This is a genomic window from Shewanella sp. SM69 (assembly GCF_025653985.1).
Lineage (GTDB): Bacteria > Pseudomonadota > Gammaproteobacteria > Enterobacterales > Shewanellaceae > Shewanella > Shewanella oncorhynchi.
Window position 1 is genome coordinate 91,116 of sequence record NZ_JAKKRV010000011.1, and the last position, 18,681, is coordinate 109,796.

Sequence of the window (18,681 nt, forward strand, 5' to 3'; positions counted from 1 at the left end):
GTCGATTGATACCTTGATGCCCGGAGGCAAACGCTCCATGTGCAAAGCAGTTATAAATGTGGTTATATCCAGTGCAATATTGCTCGCAGGCGCATTGAATGCCCCTGCTGCACTTGCGTTAACGTCAACGCAGAAAACCTTTCTTGAGGCTGAAAAAGCCCTGAAGAAGCAAGATTATGCAACCTATAAACCCCTACGGGCAAAACTAGGTAATTATCCGCTCGCGATTTATTTAGATCATGATATCGACATAGGTGCTCTTAATGCCTTACAGGGTTATGCAGCTAAAGCCTTGATTGAAAAATATGAAACCACACCCATGTACAATAGGTTACGGTCTAAATATTTAAACAATGCTGGTAGCCAAAAACGCTGGAATGATTATCTTGCGATCACCCCAGAAGCGCCTACAGACATCCGCCTGCAGTGTTATTACTATGAGGCGAAACTCGCCAAGGGCGATCTAAAAACGGCTTATGCGGCCGCACAATCACTTTGGGTATTTGGGGGTTCGCGACCAAAGGAATGTGATCCTCTTTTCAACACATGGACCAAAGCCGGTAAACGCACTCAAGATGTCGTATGGGCGCGAATGATGCTGAGTTTCGAGGCTGGCGAAACGAGTTTACTGAGTTTTTTGTCCCAAAAAATCACCACCCATAGTGACGAAGCTAAGCGTTTAGTCGCCGTCTATAAAGATCCTAATAGCCTGCGCCATACCGAAAAGTTTAAAGATAAAAATCCCATTGTCGGTGACATTGTTGCCGCAGGATTAAAACGCCTTGCCCGTAAAGATCTCGACCAAGCCATTAATTTGTGTGAACGGTATCAAAAAGCCCATCGTTTTACCCCAGAACAAGCGCAGCAACTCGATAAATACCTTGTTCGCCGCATTTTAATTGAACAAGATGATAACTATAAAAACTATGTCGATAATGTGCTCACTGAGCTGAAAAATGACGACTTATTTGAGCGCCGTTTAAGATGGGCTATCCGCGATCACGACATGCGCAGTATTGCCCGTTACTTGAACCTACTCCAACCAGAAACCTTGGCAAAGGAGCGTTGGCAATACTGGCTTTATCGCACCAATGCTAAAGAAGCGCCTGAAAGCGCCATAAAAGCGCTCGCGACAATCAGTAATGAACGTAATTTTTACGGTTTTGCTGCTGCGCAGTTCTTAAATAAACCGGTATCACTCAATCAAAGCCCTGAGCCTGTTGTTGATGCCAATAGCCAAAAGTTAACCGATGATCTCGGCTTTGTCAGAGTGCAAGAGTTAATGGCGCTCGACCGTTATTTCGATGCTCGCTATGAATGGATGTCGCTACTAAAACGCAGTGACAATACGATGCGAGCACGCTATGGACGCTATGCCCATGAACAGGGCTGGTACGATTTTGGTGTTGAAGCCAGTATTCAAGGTAAGCTGTGGGATGATATTCCTCTACGCTTCCCTATGGCACACCAAGCCGGTTTTGAGCACGCCAGCAAAAAGCATAGGGTTAACATCGATGAGATCCGTGCGATTAGCCGCCGCGAAAGTGCATTCTATCTTTATGCGACTTCGGGTGTAGGTGCCCGTGGCCTAATGCAAATTATGCCCGCCACGGCCAAAGCTACCGCCAAAAAACACGGGGCCAGATATAGCGATCCAAAGGATCTCTACAGCGCAGAGCTTAACCTCAATCTTGGTAGCGCTTACTATGCCCAGCTGTTGAAAGAGTTTAACCAAAACCGCATCCTCGCCACGGCGGCCTATAACGCAGGTCCCTCTCGCGTGCGTCGCTGGTTATCAAACTCTGATGGCAAACTCGATGCCATGGGTTTTATCGAGGCCATTCCCTTTACTGAAACCCGTGAATATGTTCAAGCCGTCCTCAGCTATCGATTGATTTATGAGGCGCAAAAGCAAAAAGCACAGCCATTATTCAGCGAAGCTGAGCTTAAGTTTGCTTACTAACTCGTGACATGAAAAGGAACTCGATACTCAGCAGCATCGAGTTCCTACTTTTCAGCATACCCTAGGGTAAAGCTCATGCTTTAACCACCAAAAATTCTAAATGTTATTCTCTAAATTCAAATAATTAGCAAAGCGAATAATTATTCAGCAATCACGCCGTTTTATCGAAAACTTGTTTGCACTGAAGGGCGTTAAATGCGAATAATTAGTATTAAAGCATTAAGAATCCCATTACACCCATGATTAACCTTAGTTCGTTAACCCTTAGCTGCGAATACCAACCCTTTGTCAATCCTCATACTTTAGCCATCGACGGCTATGAAGCCTTAGCGCGTTTTTACTTGCCTAATGGTGATGCGGTTGCACCTAATATTGTGTTCGAGCAATTGCATGAATCCACAGAATTACTCGCCGCAGTTGAATATCAAGCCAAGGCATTTCAACTCATCCATGCGCCGAGTCAGCAGCGAATTTTTATCAATGTTGATCCCCACGCCGTCGATGGACCACATACCGCCAAGCTCATTCGTTTACTGTCCCACTATGAACGAGTCACAGTCGAGATCATCGAAAACACCTGCATTAACGATGCCCAGCTGGCCAGTCAATTATTCACTCAATTTAAACAAGCTAAGATACATGTGGCGCTGGATGATATTGGTGCGCCCCACTCCATGCTCAGTGTCGATCTGATGATGAACGTGGATTATCTTAAATTTGACCGTCATTGGTTAACGCACATAACACACCCCGAGGGAGCCCAATTATTAATTGCATTGGTCAACTTTGCCAAAAAGACTCACAAACAATGCATTTTAGAAGGCATAGAAACTGAAGCTCACTTAGCCTTTGCGCGCGATATCGGTGTCGACTTTGTCCAAGGCTTTTTGTTTAAATCCTGGTTTATTCGCCCCACCAGCAGCCAAGCACTGTGCCTTACGTAAGATCAGGCTAAAACGGTTTACATTCGCGCCACCAGCCCACTCAAGACCAAACCTAATGCTGTCGAGTAATTGATTTAGCACTAGAAATGCCACTGGATATACGGGCGATGATCCGCCATAGTGATAACGCACATCAGCTTGCAAATGCACCTTAAGCACACTTCCAAATGTATTAGGAGTCGCCCGTGGCACAATCTGGGATCAGCGAATTACTACAACAACTCGAACAAGTATTGCTGGGCAAGCCTAGGCAAATTCGTCTCGCTCTAGCCTGTATTCTCGCCCGTGGGCACCTGTTGATTGAAGACTTACCCGGCATGGGTAAAACCAGTATTTCCCATGGTATAGCCCAAAGCTTAGGTTTGAGCTATCAGCGGATCCAATTCACCAGTGACATGCTGCCTGCCGACATTCTCGGCGTATCGATTTTTGATAAGCATCAAGCACAATTTATCTTTCATCCTGGACCGATTTTTAAGCAGATGATTTTGGCCGATGAAATTAATCGCGCCAGCCCTAAGACACAAAGTGCTTTACTCGAAGCGATGGCCGAACAACAAATTTCCGTCGATGGCATCACCCACAGATTGCCCAATCCTTTCTTTGTGATCGCGACTCAAAATCCCACCGATCAATCCGGTACATTTTCGCTACCAGAATCGCAGCTCGACAGGTTTATGATGCGTCTGTCTATTGGTTATCCAAGCCACGATGCTGAGCTCGCTATGCTTAAGAGCAATCACAACCACTTAACCTTAGATCAATTGCCCCAATGCCTGACACCGATGGCCTTAATGCAACTGCAAGAGCAGTGCGACAAGGTCAGCGCTTCCGATGCCTTACTCAATTATATTCTGGCCTTAGTGAGTTTTTCCCGTAGCCAAAGTGACAGCGTAGGGTTATCACCGCGTGCCACCAAAGCGCTATTACAAGCGGCTAAGGCATGGGCCTTTTTAGAAGGTCGACATTATTTAGTCCCTGAAGATGTACAAGCGGTATTTTGCTGCGTGGCTGAGCATAGACTCAGAACCAGTAGCCAATTACAGGGTGAAGCCCTTTCTGAGCGAATTCTCGCCAGCGTTAACCCTATTATGTAGCAAGATACTGTAATGAGAAGATATCGCTAAAGTATGCAGTTAACGCATTAAACTAAGGAAATAACTCAGAAGTGAAACGACTGATACTCCCGACTTTCATTCCGACGTTAGTCCCGATTTGGCAACGTTGGTTAGCAAGACGCTTGCCACCGAGTCCCGAAATAACCTTAAGCCATCGCAGCATTTTTATTCTGCCGAGTGGTTTTGGGTTAGTTTGGCTCGGTCTGGTTTTACTTTTATATCTATTCGGCACTAACTATCAAAATAACTTAGTCATTGGCCTCAGCATCTTACTCCTAAGCCTTTTTAATACCTGCATTCTCTACAGTTACAAAAATCTGGCTGGCTTACATTTACGGGCCACGACGCCGCCCGAAGTCTATGCGGGCGAAACCTTAACTTTTCCCGTCCTCATCAGCACTCACCATAGTGGCCATAACATACAAGTTAACTATCCGAATAATCGCACTTATACGGTGCAGAACCTTGGTACAGATGAACAACAAGCGCTCGTGCCCTTTGAGTATCATCAGCGGGGTCAAGTGTCACCGGGTCGGCTCAAAATTGAATCCTTCTATCCCTTAGGGCTTTGCCGCGCATGGTCCCATGTGGATTTAGCCATTAGTCACTTAGTCTTTGCCCAGCCGATTGAAGCGCCGCTACAGCTTGAGGCTGATCATACTCAGTCTGAGCAAGATCCCCTGTTACTCGCGGGTAAACATGTATCGGGGATTGATGAGTTTAAAGGCCTTAAACCCCATGTGCTCGGCGAATCCCTCAAGCAAGTGGCATGGAAACAATGGGCACAGGGTCGCGGCATGCTGACTAAAGAATTCCAGCAGCCCCAAGGTGATCCCGTCTGGTTAAGGCTCAGACCCGATGCCAAACGCCTCGAAACCCAATTGGGTCAGTTAAGCTGGCAAGTCAATAAACTCACGCAACTTGAGCAGTATTTTGGCTTACATTTGCAAAACCCAATGGGAGACGATGTGCTGATCGCGCCCGCGATAGGCAATCACCATAGGATCGCCTGTCAAAAAGCCATTGCCTTGTATCCACAGCTAGCGCCGTCAGCCGTTAATTCGTCATCAGCGGCAAAGCACTCAAATAAAACGGCGAAAACCACCAGCAAGAAACGTCATATCCCTACATCGAGGGAGCAAGTATGAAGTCAGCGGCCAATAGCACGACACCTCAAATCGGCGACAATATTAGCCGCCAGACACTTTTTTGGTTATTGATCACCAATATTGCGGTATTAAGCCCACTATTTGATAAAACCACGCCTTGGACTTTGGGCATTTGCGCTATCTGTTTGCTGTGGCGTGTGGGGATTTATGTCGGCAAAGTGGCAAAACCACCGCGTTTTTTGGTGACCAGTCTTGCGATCGGCGCCGCAACCACACTGGCACTCGTCTCAAAGGAAATAGGCTTACTCAATGCGCTAGTGAATCTGCTGCTGTTAGGTTATGCCTTAAAATACATTGAAATGCGTAATCAAAGGGATGTACGCGTTGTCGTCCTCGCGGGCTATTTTATTATCGCGCTGACCTTTATCGACCATCAATCCCTGCTTAATACCGCGCACTTGCTCGTGGTGACGTTGATCAATACCTGCGTGCTCGTGACTTTGTATCAAGATAAGCAATCCTTAAAACACACGGCTTGGATCGGTGGCAAATTTTTACTCCAGAGCCTTCCCCTCGCGCTGCTGTTATTTTTAGTATTACCGCGTCTTGCACCGCTCTGGTTAGTGCCCAACATGAAAGAAGCCCAAACGGGCTTGTCCGATAGTCTGGCGATTGGTGATATAGGTAAGCTTACCCGTTCGACTGAACTTGCCTTTAGGGCGAGTTTTACCAATGCAAAGCCCATTAATGCCGAGTTATATTGGCGTGCCCTCGTGATGGAGAACTATGATGGTGTCACTTGGCGCCAAGAAGCGGGGATTAAACAGTTGCAAAAAGATGCGCTGCTGTTTCCGCCCTCACGGCCCAGCCCAGCATTGATGGTCAATAATCCTGATCCCATGAGTGATCCCATGAGCAATAGTCCTGCTCCGATAAGCAGTGAAGATCAAGAGATCGCATTAAGTAAGCAAGATAAGCATAGTATTCGTTATCAAGTGATTGCTGAGCCGAGCCACCAGCCGTGGTTATTTGGTCTCGATGTGGCCTATAGCCAAGATGATAACGTGGTCAATATGCCCGACTATCGGCTGTTGGCGCTGCGCAATATCGATCAGCGAATGAGTTATCAAGTAGAGTCTTGGCCTAAGGCTAAGATGGATCTCAGGCTATCTGCGCGGCAAAGGCAGATTAACCTCGAACTACCGAGCCAAAGTAATCCACGCACTTTAACGTTAGCTGAGCAGTTTAAGACTCAGTATCCCGCGCCTAAGCCACGACTATGGGCCATGATGGGCCACTTTAATCGTGAGCCTTTTTTCTACACTCTCACGCCGCCTCCCCTTGGGCCGCAGCAAGTGGATGATTTCTTATTTGAAAACAAAGCCGGTTTTTGCGTGCACTATGCCGCAGCCTTCATTTTTATGGCGCGGGCCACAGGCTTACCCGCGCGTATGGTCACAGGCTATCAGGGCGGTGAATTTAATCCGCAAGCGGGTTACTACAGTGTGTATCAATATATGGCCCACGCATGGGCAGAAGTCTGGCTTGAAGATGAAGGTTGGGTGCGTTTCGACCCCACCGCTATGGTGGCGCCCAATCGTATCGAGCAAGGATTCGACGCCCAGTTTGATCCAGAGCAGAGTTACCTGCAGGAAAGCCCTTTTAGTAGCTTACGATTTAAATCCATGCCTTGGCTCAATGAGTTAAGACAACGTTTTGCCAGCATAGATTATTACTGGAGCGTGTGGGTACTGGGTTTTAACCAAGAGAAACAGAATCAAGTGCTCAGTGGCATTTTAGGCGATGTGACTCACACTAAAATCGCGGTATTTATGGGGCTCTGTATCAGCCTTATCGTGCTCTATATCGCCTACAGTGCGGGCTTATTACATTTTAGAGTTCAAGGCGATCCTATTAGCACTCGTTATCAACAGATCTGTAATCGTCTTGCACACCACGGCATTAAGCGCAAAGACAGTGATGGACCAAATCAATTTGCGCAGCAGATTATTGAGCAATACCAACACAGTACACCAAAGCTTTGCACGCTGTTCCAAACCTTGACACAAAGTTATGTGGCGCTGAAGTACCAAGATTTACCGGCTAAAGACTATCATGCGCATTTAACCGCATTTAAAGCGGCGGCGAAGCAACTCAACTGGTTATTGCTCAGAGCCAAAGTGAAAGATAAGTTCAATCTAGCCTAGCATTCGTCAACTGAGCTGTAACTGACGATACATCATCGGAGCAAGCACCAATAAACACCTAAAATTGCGGGTTAATTCCACAGAAGCTGCAATAGTGTTGAATCTTATAAATCAAACACATAGAATTGTTTTATTGTCACCATGCCGAGTTGCACATGCTAAAGTTAATCCAGTCCAATCAGATGGAAGTGCTCTGCGCCCATTTAGCCGCTTACCTGACCCAACCCCTTGCTTTTGCACGTCTACTGAGTAACGAGCATATTCTGGTACAGAGTCCCGGCATGTCGACTTGGCTACGCCTCGAAATCGCCAAACAGAATGGAATTGCTGCCGCACTGGAATTCCCGCTGCCATCGAGCTTTACCTGGCAGTTGTGCCATGACTTATTGCCCAATGTGCCTAAGGATAACGCCTTCACTAAGGCGGCAATGACGTGGAAGCTGATGCAACTCTTACCGCGCATGCTACAAAATGACGCCTTTGGGCCGTTGAGACACTATCTAAGTCATCAGCAATCCAGCACAAATGCCGCCGACGCGAGTGAACAGCACAACACCCGTGATATGACGGCTGACGATATTAAGCTGTACCAACTCTGTGGCCGCATTGCCGATATCTTCGACCAATACTTAGTGTATCGCCCCGATTGGATTTTAGCGTGGGAGCAAAACGAGCAGCCCGACTCACTCACAAAGCCGCTGAATGAAGACCAACGCTGGCAACCCATTTTATGGCGCGCACTGATTGCCTTTAATCGTGATGAGCTTAATCAAAGCCATTACCACAGGGCCAACCTGCACAGTGACTTAATTGCAGCGCTGAATCATCCCGACACGTCACTCGCCAAATTGCCACAACGCTTATTTGTGTTTGGCATTTCCTCAATGGCGCCGCAAACCCTTGAAGTGCTTTACCATCTAGCAAGTCGTATCGATGTGATCGTACTAGGCTTAAGCCCGTGTCAGCACTATTGGGGCGACATTGTTGATCCCCGTAATCGGGCTCGCATGGCGGTGCAATATGCGGGTAAACGCCAATTAGCCGAGCTGTGGGAAGATAAACTCGAAGTAGGCAATCCGCTGCTTGCCAATAACGGCAAGATGGGCCGTGAATTACTCGATATGCTGCTTGAGCTCCCCGCCGAACACTGCGACTTTGGCGACGATGTGTATTGTGAACCCTGTGACGATCCCAACTCGCCACACAGTCATGCCAGCATGCTCCACGGCGTGCAATACGATATTTTAGAGATGCAAACCTTAGACAGAGTACTAGGGCCTGATGCCGAGCTGTACCAAAATGTCGAGAACAGACGCCTGCTTAAGCGCGACGATGAATCCATTCGAGTCAAGAGTTGTCACAGTCCACTGCGGGAAGTCGAAACACTGCACGATCACTTGCTTGAGTTACTCAGCAATAATGTCGACCTGACACCCAAAGACATAGTGGTCATGATGCCCGATGTCGCCGCCTACGCACCCTATATCGATGCCGTCTTCTCGGCGAAGCAAGGCCTGCATTACATTCCCTACGCCATTGCCGATCGCGGCGCAGCGCAGGAATCACCGCTCATCAATAGCTTTTTAAATTTACTTGGAATTAATCAGAGTCGTTTTGGTCTGACCGACATTTTGAGCATACTCGAAGTGCCCGCCATTTTGCGCCGTTTCCAGCTCGATGACGATGAATTGCAACTGATCCGCCGCTGGTTAGATGAAGCGGGCGTGCGCTGGGGCCGCGATGAACAAAGCCGCCTTAAACAAGGTGTGCCAGCGTTTGAGCAAAACTCGTGGGCCTTTGGTATTAAAAGGCTGATTTTAGGTTACGCCTTGAGTGACGATGCGCCGCTCTACCAAGACCATCTTGTCGTCACTGGCATCGAAGGCCAATCGGCGCAGGCGTTAGGTAAGCTACTCAATTTTATTGAAGTACTCGATGAAACGGCGCAAATACTCGCCCTGCCGCAAGTGGGCGCCCTGCGTTTAGCGGAATTAACTGAGCTACTAGATGCCTTCTACGACACCGATGAAGACGAACGCGAACAATTACAGGAAATCCGCGATGCCATTGCCGCCCTAGAGCAAGAGTTACTATCGGCGGGCAGGCCATTAGATACCTCACCGTTAGCTTTTTCTTTAGATATAAGCCCGTTAGCGCCGCTAGCCCAAGAGAACATAAGCGGACTTAGCCTCAGTATCGAAGTGCTGCAGCAGTGGTTTAATCAACGCTTAACCGAATCTCGGGTCGGCCAGCGTTATCTTGCGGGAAGCGTGAACTTTTGCACCTTGATGCCGATGCGCTCGATTCCTTTTAAGGTTGTGTGTTTACTCGGCATGAACGATGGGGTTTATCCTAGGGTTCAACATCCCGTCGGCTTTGATTTAATGGCGCATTTCGGTGCCCGTAAAGGCGATCGCTCCCGCCGCCTCGATGACAGATATTTGTTTTTAGAAGCCTTATTGTCGGCGCGGGAACAACTGTATATCAGCTATATTGGCCGCAGCGAACGGGATAACTCTGAGCGTATCGCCTCTATGCTCGTCTCTGAACTGATTGAATATTGTCAGCTGTGCTATCTGCCTGAAACGCTATTGTCTCAATCGCAAAAAACTTCAAGCCCCATAGACCCAGAGGATGCCGAAAAAGCCCTCTATAACGCAATTGTCAGCCACCAGCCACTGCAACCCTTCGATCCTAAGTTGTATCAAGCCTCAGTAAAAAATGATGGCGAAGATAGCTCAAACATAGATGGATCAAGCAGAACCCAAAATAGCTCGGGCATAGGCCAAAGTTATAGCCAGCAATGGTGCCCGCCCACTGCGGCAGCAGGCACACATGCGGGCCGCTTTATCGGCGTGCAAACTCGCATCATGCTAGACGCGGATGAACAAGACTCAGTGCCAGATACAGAGGCACAGCCAGCTTCTGAGCACGAACAACAGCCAAGTAAGCAAGTGGATGTGTCAGCCCTGATCCGTTTCTTTCGAAATCCAGCGCAGTACTTCTTCAACCGTACGTTAAAAGTCGATCTCAGCCTTAATATTCAGGCCGATGATAATGACGAGCCCTTTAGCTTGAATGCCCTAGAGCGTTATATGTTACAGGCCCAGTTACTCGACGATGCCATAGGCCAAGGCCTAACTGAGCCCGATATTGAACTGATTAAACGCCTCAAAGCCAGTGGCACTTTGCCCATGCAGCCCTTCGATGATTTGCTATTGCGCCAATATCAGCATGATATTAAACCTTTGATTGGCAGAACCTTGTTCCTCAAGGGAGAACAAGCCAGCAGCCATGCGGATATTAAACTCGTGTTTGACTTGCCCATCACGGCGGGTAAATCCCAGCAAGTGTTACTGCAAGGTCGTATCGATGACATCAGCCCTAAGGGGTTAGTCAATTACCGCCCTGGTAGCGCACACGGTCGCGATGTGCTGAGGTTGTACCTTCGCCACCTGTGTTTAATGGCAATGGGCCACACACATGCAAGCTATCTACTCGACATGGGGCACTTCCACGCCTTGGCTCCAATCACTGCTGAGCGCGCCAAGGCGTTACTGGCCGATTTGTTGGTGTTGTTTTACCAAGGCCAACAACACCCACTGTGTTTTATGCCGCGCACGTCACTGGCCTACGTCAGCTGCGAGGGTGAGCACGATGAGCGTTTGCAGCAAGCGTTACCCGAATGGTTAGATGAGCAGAGTCAATTGGGTGAAGGGAACGAACCCCATTACCAGCGATTATTTAGTTTCCCGCGGGATTTCTCTGAGGATAGCTTTGGCGCATTAGCCGAGCGTATCTATCGCCCTATGGTGAGTTTATATCTCAAAGACACACTGGCTCAGCTTGAGGAATTTGCGCTTAACGATGGCATGAGCCAAGGCCCTGCTAATGAAACACAGGCTCTCGCACCACATTTGAACCGCAATAGCGCACAGGGAGAGCAAGCATGAGTGAACAGATGCCGTTGAACACGCAAGCCTTACAGTCTGCACCACAAGCGCTTGATCCTCTCACTCTGCCCTTTGGCGGTAGTCGTCTTATTGAGGCCAGCGCTGGCACAGGTAAAACCTACACGATTTCAGGTCTTTACTTACGCTTATTACTTGGTGATGGCATTCCTGCGCCGCTCACCTGCGAACAAATTCTCGTGGTCACCTTCACCAATGCGGCCACCGAAGAGTTAAGAGATCGTATTCGCCGGCGTATTCAAGTCGCCTTTAAGTGCTTCTTAGGGCTAACGATTGCCGATCCCTTTGTGCAGGCGCTGTATGACAACACCCCAGAGAGTGATCGCGCCATTGCCCTGAGGCGATTCGATCTCGCCCTTAAATCCCTCGACGAAGCGGCGATTTTTACCATTCACGGTTTCTGTCAGCGAATTTTATCGGATCTCGCCTTTGAGTCTTCCTTGCTGTTCGAATCGGACTTTACCTTGGACGACAGCGAATTTTTGCACCATGCCGTGCGGGATTTTTGGCGTGAGGCCTGTTATCCGCTGCCCGATTACTTAGCGCAAATCATTGCCAAGGAATTTGGCGAGCCCGATGGTTTAGTCAAACAGTTGCGACCGCTCCTTGGCGCCAGTCAAGCAAAGCCTCTGAAACCCGCGCTTAAGTTTGATGCCTTAGCCCTGTCACTACGCCAAAGTTTAGAGCGCTTTAAATTAGCTTGGCCAAGGGGACGCGATGGCTTATTGGCATTGCTACACAGTTTGCCGCTCAACGGCACCCGCTTTGGCAAAGCAACGGATAAGTACCCCAAGCTCGCCGCCATGTTCGATGCGCTGGATAACTGGCTCGCTTTCGGGCATGGGTTGCCGCCACTGAAAGAATTAGAAGCCTTATCGCTGTCTGAGTTAAAACTCAACAAGGGCGGCGTGATCCCAAGTGTGAGCGAAGCGCCGCTAATGGATCATATGGAGCAACTCGCCACATTGATTGCCGCCATTAAACCAGCATTTTTATATAGCGCGAAACTTGGCATAAGCGAGCGATTTGCCCAGCAAAAACAACAAAAAAATGTGCTGACCCCCGATGATTTACTCACGACATTATCGAGCGCGTTAAACGCCAATAATGAAACCTTGCCCAAAGCCGTGGCAACACGTTTTCCCGTCGCGCTTATTGATGAATTCCAAGATACCGATCCGCTGCAATTTGCGATTTTCTCAGGCATCTACCAAGACCGCTACTCGTTTGAGCAGCAAGGCAAAAACGATACAGAAAATAAGCTCAGCCTGTTGATGATTGGCGATCCTAAGCAAGCCATTTATGCCTTCCGTGGCGCCGATATCCATACCTATATTGAGGCCCGTCATCATACGCAGGCCCACTATCATCTGGATACCAACTACCGCTCAAGCGCAAACATGGTCGCTGGGGTTAACCATCTGTTTAGTCAGCATCACGATCCGTTTATCAGTCAATCGATCCCCTTTGATAGCGTGAAAACGCCCAGCAGTGCTAAAGGGAAAATCCTCACTGAAAAAACCGCCAATCCAGCCGCTTTAAGATTAAGACTCTTAAGCGAAAGCGCAGAAAACGGCCTCAACAAAACCACGGCAAGACACTTGCTCGCCGAAGACGCGGCGGCACAAATTACCCGTTTACTGACAGATGCGGCCAATGGCGAATGCCACAGCCCTAAAGGGCCTTTGATCGCTAAAGACATCGCTATCTTAGTGCGGGATCGCAACGAAGCGGCTGTGATGAAAACCGCATTAAGTAAACGCCACATAGGCGCGGTGTTTTTAAGTCGCGACAGTGTGTTCGATACCCTTGAAGCGCGGGAAATGGCGTTAATTTTGCGATCTCTAGCGAACCCAAAAGATGAACGGGCACTGCGCAGCGCCCTAGCCACGGCATTATTAGGTTATAGCGCCGAGCAAATCCATGCCTTTAACCAAGATGAAGAGCACAGACAGCTTTTATTAGAGCAATTTTTTAACTTGCACCAAGTGTGGCAGAAACGCGGCATCATGCCCGCGCTACTCAGCCTTGCCAATAGCACTAAACTGATTGACCGTTTACTGCACACCACCAGTGCTGAGGTAGATGCTCAAGAGCAAGATGCCACCAACGGCGAGCGCCGCCTGACGGATTTTCGCCACCTTGCCGAACTATTACAGCAAAAGGCCACCGAACTTGATGGTATGAGTGCCCTACTCAATTGGTATGAACAGCAACTGATTGATAACACAGGCACCGATGAACAGCAGCTGCGCCTTGAGAGCGAGCAGAATCTAGTGCAAATTGTGACTATCCATAAGAGTAAGGGCCTTGAGTATCCCGTGTGTTTTGTGCCCTTTGTCAGCCTAGCCCGTGATAATCGCCGCCGCCCGACGCCTATGCTGTACCACAGAACCAACGATGCAGGTGAGCAAGAGCTAGTGTGGGATATCGAAGGCACGGATGAGGGTTGGGATCGCGCCAAACAAGAAACCTTGGCCGAAGACTTGCGCTTGCTATATGTGGCGCTCACTCGCCCAGTGTATTTGTGTTACTTGTATATCGCCAATCACAGTCGTCAGCTTAAAAATGGCCTTAAAAGTCAGCTACATGAAACCGCTATCGGCTATCTATTGGGCATAGGCGACTCAGAATGTGACTTTGCCCGTATCTGCAATGCTGCGCAGCAGCTCGCTCAAAATGTGGAAGCCATAAGTATTGATAAGGTGCCCGATGACATAGACGAGCGGCCATTGCCCTCAAGCCAAGACATAGCGCAAATACTGAGCGCGAAAACCTTAACCCGCCAATACAGCACGCCGTGGCGAGTCGGCAGTTATTCAGGCCTAGTCAAAAATACCAGCCATGGCAAAGCCGCTCCGGGTGCCGACGATGAAATATTAGGTACGCTTGAATATACGGCTGTGCAAACACTCTCTATTCCTGATGAGGCAAGTCATTATCTGCAGGATGACATGCTCAATCGCTTTAACTTTGAGCGCGGCGCCAATGCCGGTAGCTTTATGCATTTAGTGTTAGAAGAGATTGATTTTACGCAGGCAGAAATCGACTTACCGCTGCAATTGCCTAAAGCCATGTTGCAATACGGTATCGCGCCCGAATGGCAAACAGTATTACATACTTGGTATTTGGATGTGCTGCATGCACCGCTCTGCGCTATGCCGCACGCCTTAGAGTCGCAGGTCACTAGCCATGTAAGAGCCGTAAGCGCCGTCAAACCTGCTCATCCAGATCTGTGTTTAGCCAAGTTATCGCCGCAGAATACCTTAGTCGAAATGGAGTTTTATTTACCCTTAAGCGAACTTAAAGATACTGAGCTCAATGCGCTACTGCAGCAGTTTGGCTATGAGTCGACACTTAAGTTTGATGATCTCAAGGGCATGCTCAAAGGCTTTATCGATTTAACCTTTGAATACCAAGGTCAATATTATATCGCCGACTATAAGTCGAATCATTTAGGCGACAACATCAATGCCTACCATCAGAGCGCGCTGCAAAGCGCAATAACCGATCACAGGTACGATTTGCAGTACATTCTCTATTCATTGGCGCTACACAGGTATTTGAGTTTACGCCTGCCAAGTTATGACTACGACAGCCACATCGGCGGTTGTTATTACTTGTTCTTACGGGGAATGTCGGCTCAATATCCCGGCTATGGTATTTATTACGACAAGCCACCGAAGGCACTTATTCTCGCGCTAGATTCACTTTTTAATGACAATTTATTTCACAGCAGATTGGCTGGTGCAATAGATACAGGAGTCACGGCATGATGCGCTCAACCCAAGGGCTAAATGCACATTCACTCACTGCGCCGAAATGGATAGATCATGGCGTAATTCAGCTTACAGCGCCGCTGCCAGAGCTGTTAAAACAGTGGGAGCAAGAACGACTGCTCACACCGCTCGATCGGCATTTCGCACTCGAAATGAGTCTCTTACATCCAAGCGACAGCCAACAACCCTTATTTATTTTGCTATGTGCGCTATTAAGCCAGCAATTATCTTCACAGCACAGTTGCCTAGTGCTCGCCCATATTGTGCCACTCAATCCCATGGCCGAACAAAATAGCCATTGTAAAATCACCTTAAGCCTCGAAGCACTCACAGAGACCTTACAAACTTTTGATGCCGTCGGCCAAGCAGGCAGTAACAAACCGCTTATTTTTGATAATGGCAGACTCTATTTACAACGTTATCATCAATTTGAAACCTCAGTGGCCGCCTCATTAATCCGCTTGTCCGGAAGCGTATCTAGGCAATTATCTGAAGAAGCAAGCCACCAAGAGCAACCGCAAATCGCTAAGTTGAGGTCACTGTTAGATCAACTGTTCCCTACCAATGTGAGCGATCCCCATTCACTCACTAACAGTGAAGACACAGCACCTATTGATTGGCAAAAGGTCGCCACGGCCACAGCGCTGGGTAAAAAACTGTCGGTGATCACTGGCGGCCCAGGGACGGGCAAAACCACCACTGTAACTAAACTTTTGTTATTGCTACAAATGGAATCACAACAGGAAATCCGTTTAGTCGCGCCAACGGGAAAAGCGGCGGCTCGATTAAGCGAATCGATCAAAGCTTCAAAAGCGCGTCTAGCGAAGGAACTCAGCGCCCATACTGATGTTGTTGATGAAGCTCGCAATAGACATAGCCAAGATTTTTTAACGGCACTGGGGCGCATTCCAGAGGAAGCATCAACCTTACACAGACTACTTGGGGTGATCCCCAATTCGCCGCACTTTCGCCACCATCAAGGTAATCCGCTTAGGCTCGACTTATTAATCGTCGACGAAGCCTCTATGGTCGATTTGCCCATGATGTATAAGCTGCTGAGCGCACTGCCTGAGCACGCCAGTTTGATTTTACTCGGCGATCAAGACCAACTCGCCTCGGTTGAGGCGGGCGCTGTGCTCGCCGATATTTGTGCGGGCCTTAAAATACCAGTTGTTCCCAATAACCTTGCGCAAAATAACATAGCGTCAAACAGCCCTGCTCTGTGGCAAATGCGCTATTCCAAGGAACAAGCCCAGCGTCTGAGTGCGTTAACGGGTTTTGAGTTAACGCCCTATATCAGCGACGCCCCTAAACTTGGCGATAGCTTATGTATGCTAATGCACAGCCACAGATTTAAAGGCGATGCGGGGATTGGACTGCTCGCCAGTGCCGTCAATCGCGCAGATCTTCAAGGCATTTTGCAGGTATGGCAACAGGGACCTGCAGAATTGAGCTGGTTAGAACACAGTATGGTTGTAAGCCAAACCCAAGCCAAAGTGAGCGAGCCTGCTAATAATATGGGACTCAGTTCACTTCTGGAGCAAGCCTGCCAGCAATATGGCGCTTATCTCGGTGCCTTGAATAGCCATGCAAGTAACAATGATGCAAGTAATAGTGATGTAGGCACACGTCCAAGCACAGCTGACATCATTGAACGCTTTAACCAATACCGTATTCTATGTGCTATGCGCTCGGGCGATTATGGGGTTGAAGGCATCAATCAGTATGTGACTCAAGCACTGGCAAATGCCAAGCTGATTAAACCACTACAGGAGTTTTATCTGGGTCGGCCGATTATCATCCAAAGCAATGACTACAACTTAGGCCTGTTTAACGGTGATATCGGATTGATTTTGCAGGATGAAGATAAACCCGAACGTTTAATGGCGCACTTTATCAAGGCCGATGGCAGCCTGTTAAAAGTCTTGCCAGCCCGTTTGCCAAGCCATGAAACCTGTTACGCCATGACAGTACACAAGAGCCAAGGCAGCGAATTTAGCCGTGTGGCCTTAGTATTGCCGCCGAGCCCCAGCCTAGCCCAGTGGCAACTGCTGACCAAAGAGTTGGTCTACACCGCCATCACCCGCGCTAAAGTCCACTTTACCTGCTTAGGCACCCAGCACGTATTCGAGCGGGCCAGTAGCCAAGCAACCCAACGCGCATCGGGTCTTGCCGACCGCCTTTGGGGGTGAATGAAGCTTTGTGGTCAATGGGGAACACTTTAAGAACTACATTTTAAGATATGACTTTTAGATTTACTCTAACCATGAAACTAAGGATTTAAACATTGATTAAAAAGGACATTATTACACTTAAGGATCTACAAGCCGTTATTGCCTTGTTTGACGCCATAGCACCAGATGCCGCTTTACCTAAGCGTTATTATGAAAAAACCCGCTATATCCAGTGGTCAGAATTTAAAGACATGCAGGTATACGCACTCGACTTTGAGCCCTATTTAACGATTAGCCAGCGTTGTAATATGACGTATTTTGGCATACATCAAAGTACGCGACGTTTATACCTAGCACACTGTAATGATGCTGGCCACGCACCGCGCTGGGAAGCGAGACCAGTGACCTTAGCGCAACTGATGGATGTCGAGTTAATGGTGAATTTACATAAAAATCATGCCTATAACTTAGGGCTAAACATCTGTTTTGATCTGAACTATTTACTCTGAGCTTTGGTATTAATGTACAAATTCGCATGACTGAATATCGGTGGTGGGCCAGACAATATCAGTTGCTAAAATCAATTTGAAATTATCAATGTCACCCGCAACGTTTTTCCGGTACCCGAAGGCACAAAGACAACGGATCTGATTATGCTCGCTCGAGCCAAGAATTAGCCGTTTGGTTCGCTCAAAACTAAGCTGTAGCGAAAGGATGTTTTGGTAAACCCTATACTTTCATAGTATTGCTGTGTGGCAATGCGCTGCATCGATGTAGTGAGTTCGAGTAACTGGCAATTCTCTTGCTTTCCCCTCTCTTTCGCAAAGGCAATCAACTGAGAGCCAACGCCCTGACCCCGCATGTCGGCATCCACCACAATTGTGGTTATACGACAGATACGACTCAAGGCGGGGAAATAATCAAAGAACATTAAGGCCATCACAGCGACAACTTGCAGGTCACCCTGCGCATTATGTTGCTCATACACCAGTAATTCATCACTGCGGCGCAAAGAGTCATGCTGATATTGGCTTAACGTCTGGGCTAAAGCGGCATGGGGCAAAGAATAACCGAGTTGCTCAAGTAATACCTGCACACTATCTGTATCCTGTAAGCGGGCTAACCGAATGTTTTTATTCACCATGAGATACCATGCTGTAATCTGCCTAAAGTAAGTGTCACTCGTACTGGGTTGCACAGTTTAGATGACGGTGACGAAGCAATAGTCCAACGACATTGCCATCTCACGCCACAAAAATCAAAATAAACCCGACAAAGGCACAACCCCATATTTGCAATGCGATGTAATGCGTTAAAATTCACCACTTAATAGCCATCAGTCAGCAAAACCTTGCACTCATAGGGGCAAGAAAACTAAGATGACAGCGGCTGTACTATAGGATGATATTCGTATTG

General features: G+C 48.2%; 10 protein-coding genes. 9 read left to right on the forward strand and 1 reads right to left on the reverse strand.

What is annotated here, in order from left to right; genetic code table 11:
- The first annotated feature begins 37 nt into the window (after positions 1-37).
- The 9 genes from L5M37_RS15435 (at position 38) to L5M37_RS15475 (ending at position 17,774) form a co-directional block, all read left to right on the forward strand.
- Complete coding sequence (locus tag L5M37_RS15435) at positions 38-1,963, forward strand: transglycosylase SLT domain-containing protein (RefSeq protein WP_263201052.1); 1,926 nt, start codon at positions 38-40, stop codon at positions 1,961-1,963.
- A gap of 239 nt (positions 1,964-2,202) precedes the next feature.
- Positions 2,203-2,907, forward strand: coding sequence for an EAL domain-containing protein (locus L5M37_RS15440; RefSeq protein ID WP_219250463.1), 705 nt, complete (start codon positions 2,203-2,205; stop codon positions 2,905-2,907).
- Positions 2,908-3,092: 185 nt separating this feature from the next.
- The gene (locus L5M37_RS15445) at positions 3,093-4,004 is read left to right on the forward strand and encodes an AAA family ATPase (RefSeq protein WP_028760026.1); all 912 of its coding nucleotides are present in this window, start codon (positions 3,093-3,095) and stop codon (positions 4,002-4,004) included.
- A 71-nt stretch (positions 4,005-4,075) separates the two neighbouring features.
- Complete coding sequence (locus tag L5M37_RS15450) at positions 4,076-5,173, forward strand: DUF58 domain-containing protein (RefSeq protein ID WP_263161078.1); 1,098 nt, start codon at positions 4,076-4,078, stop codon at positions 5,171-5,173.
- A complete protein-coding gene (locus L5M37_RS15455; RefSeq protein ID WP_263201054.1) occupies positions 5,170-7,341 on the forward strand; it encodes a DUF3488 and DUF4129 domain-containing transglutaminase family protein in 2,172 nt (723 codons plus the stop codon). The genes L5M37_RS15450 and L5M37_RS15455 overlap by 4 nt, the downstream gene beginning before the upstream one ends.
- Positions 7,342-7,496: 155 nt before the next feature.
- Positions 7,497-11,294 (forward strand): exodeoxyribonuclease V subunit gamma, encoded by a 3,798-nt coding sequence (recC, locus tag L5M37_RS15460; protein ID WP_263201056.1) that lies wholly within the window; start codon positions 7,497-7,499, stop codon positions 11,292-11,294.
- The gene (gene recB, locus L5M37_RS15465) at positions 11,291-15,088 is read left to right on the forward strand and encodes an exodeoxyribonuclease V subunit beta (RefSeq protein ID WP_263201057.1); all 3,798 of its coding nucleotides are present in this window, start codon (positions 11,291-11,293) and stop codon (positions 15,086-15,088) included. Before recC ends, recB begins: the two co-directional genes overlap by 4 nt.
- Positions 15,085-17,283: an exodeoxyribonuclease V subunit alpha gene (gene recD, locus L5M37_RS15470; protein WP_263201060.1), complete on the forward strand. Its 2,199-nt coding sequence runs from the start codon at positions 15,085-15,087 to the stop codon at positions 17,281-17,283. Before recB ends, recD begins: the two co-directional genes overlap by 4 nt.
- A 95-nt stretch (positions 17,284-17,378) precedes the next feature.
- Positions 17,379-17,774, forward strand: a complete 396-nt coding sequence (locus L5M37_RS15475; RefSeq protein ID WP_217363085.1) for a hypothetical protein — start codon at positions 17,379-17,381, stop codon at positions 17,772-17,774.
- A gap of 164 nt (positions 17,775-17,938) precedes the next feature.
- On the opposite strand, the gene L5M37_RS15480 is transcribed toward L5M37_RS15475, so the two are convergent.
- A complete protein-coding gene (locus tag L5M37_RS15480) occupies positions 17,939-18,409 on the reverse strand; it encodes a GNAT family N-acetyltransferase (protein ID WP_263201061.1) in 471 nt (156 codons plus the stop codon).
- Between the last annotated feature and the right edge of the window lie 272 nt (positions 18,410-18,681).

Coding starts and splice junctions, on each gene's coding strand:
- L5M37_RS15455 (WP_263201054.1), top strand. CDS start 5,170: ATGAAGTCAGCGGCCAATAGCACGACACCTCAAATCGGCGACAATATT.
- L5M37_RS15435 (WP_263201052.1), top strand. CDS start 38: ATGTGCAAAGCAGTTATAAATGTGGTTATATCCAGTGCAATATTGCTC.
- recB (WP_263201057.1), top strand. CDS start 11,291: ATGAGTGAACAGATGCCGTTGAACACGCAAGCCTTACAGTCTGCACCA.
- recD (WP_263201060.1), top strand. CDS start 15,085: ATGATGCGCTCAACCCAAGGGCTAAATGCACATTCACTCACTGCGCCG.
- L5M37_RS15440 (WP_219250463.1), top strand. CDS start 2,203: ATGATTAACCTTAGTTCGTTAACCCTTAGCTGCGAATACCAACCCTTT.
- L5M37_RS15480 (WP_263201061.1), bottom strand. CDS start 18,409: ATGGTGAATAAAAACATTCGGTTAGCCCGCTTACAGGATACAGATAGT.
- recC (WP_263201056.1), top strand. CDS start 7,497: ATGCTAAAGTTAATCCAGTCCAATCAGATGGAAGTGCTCTGCGCCCAT.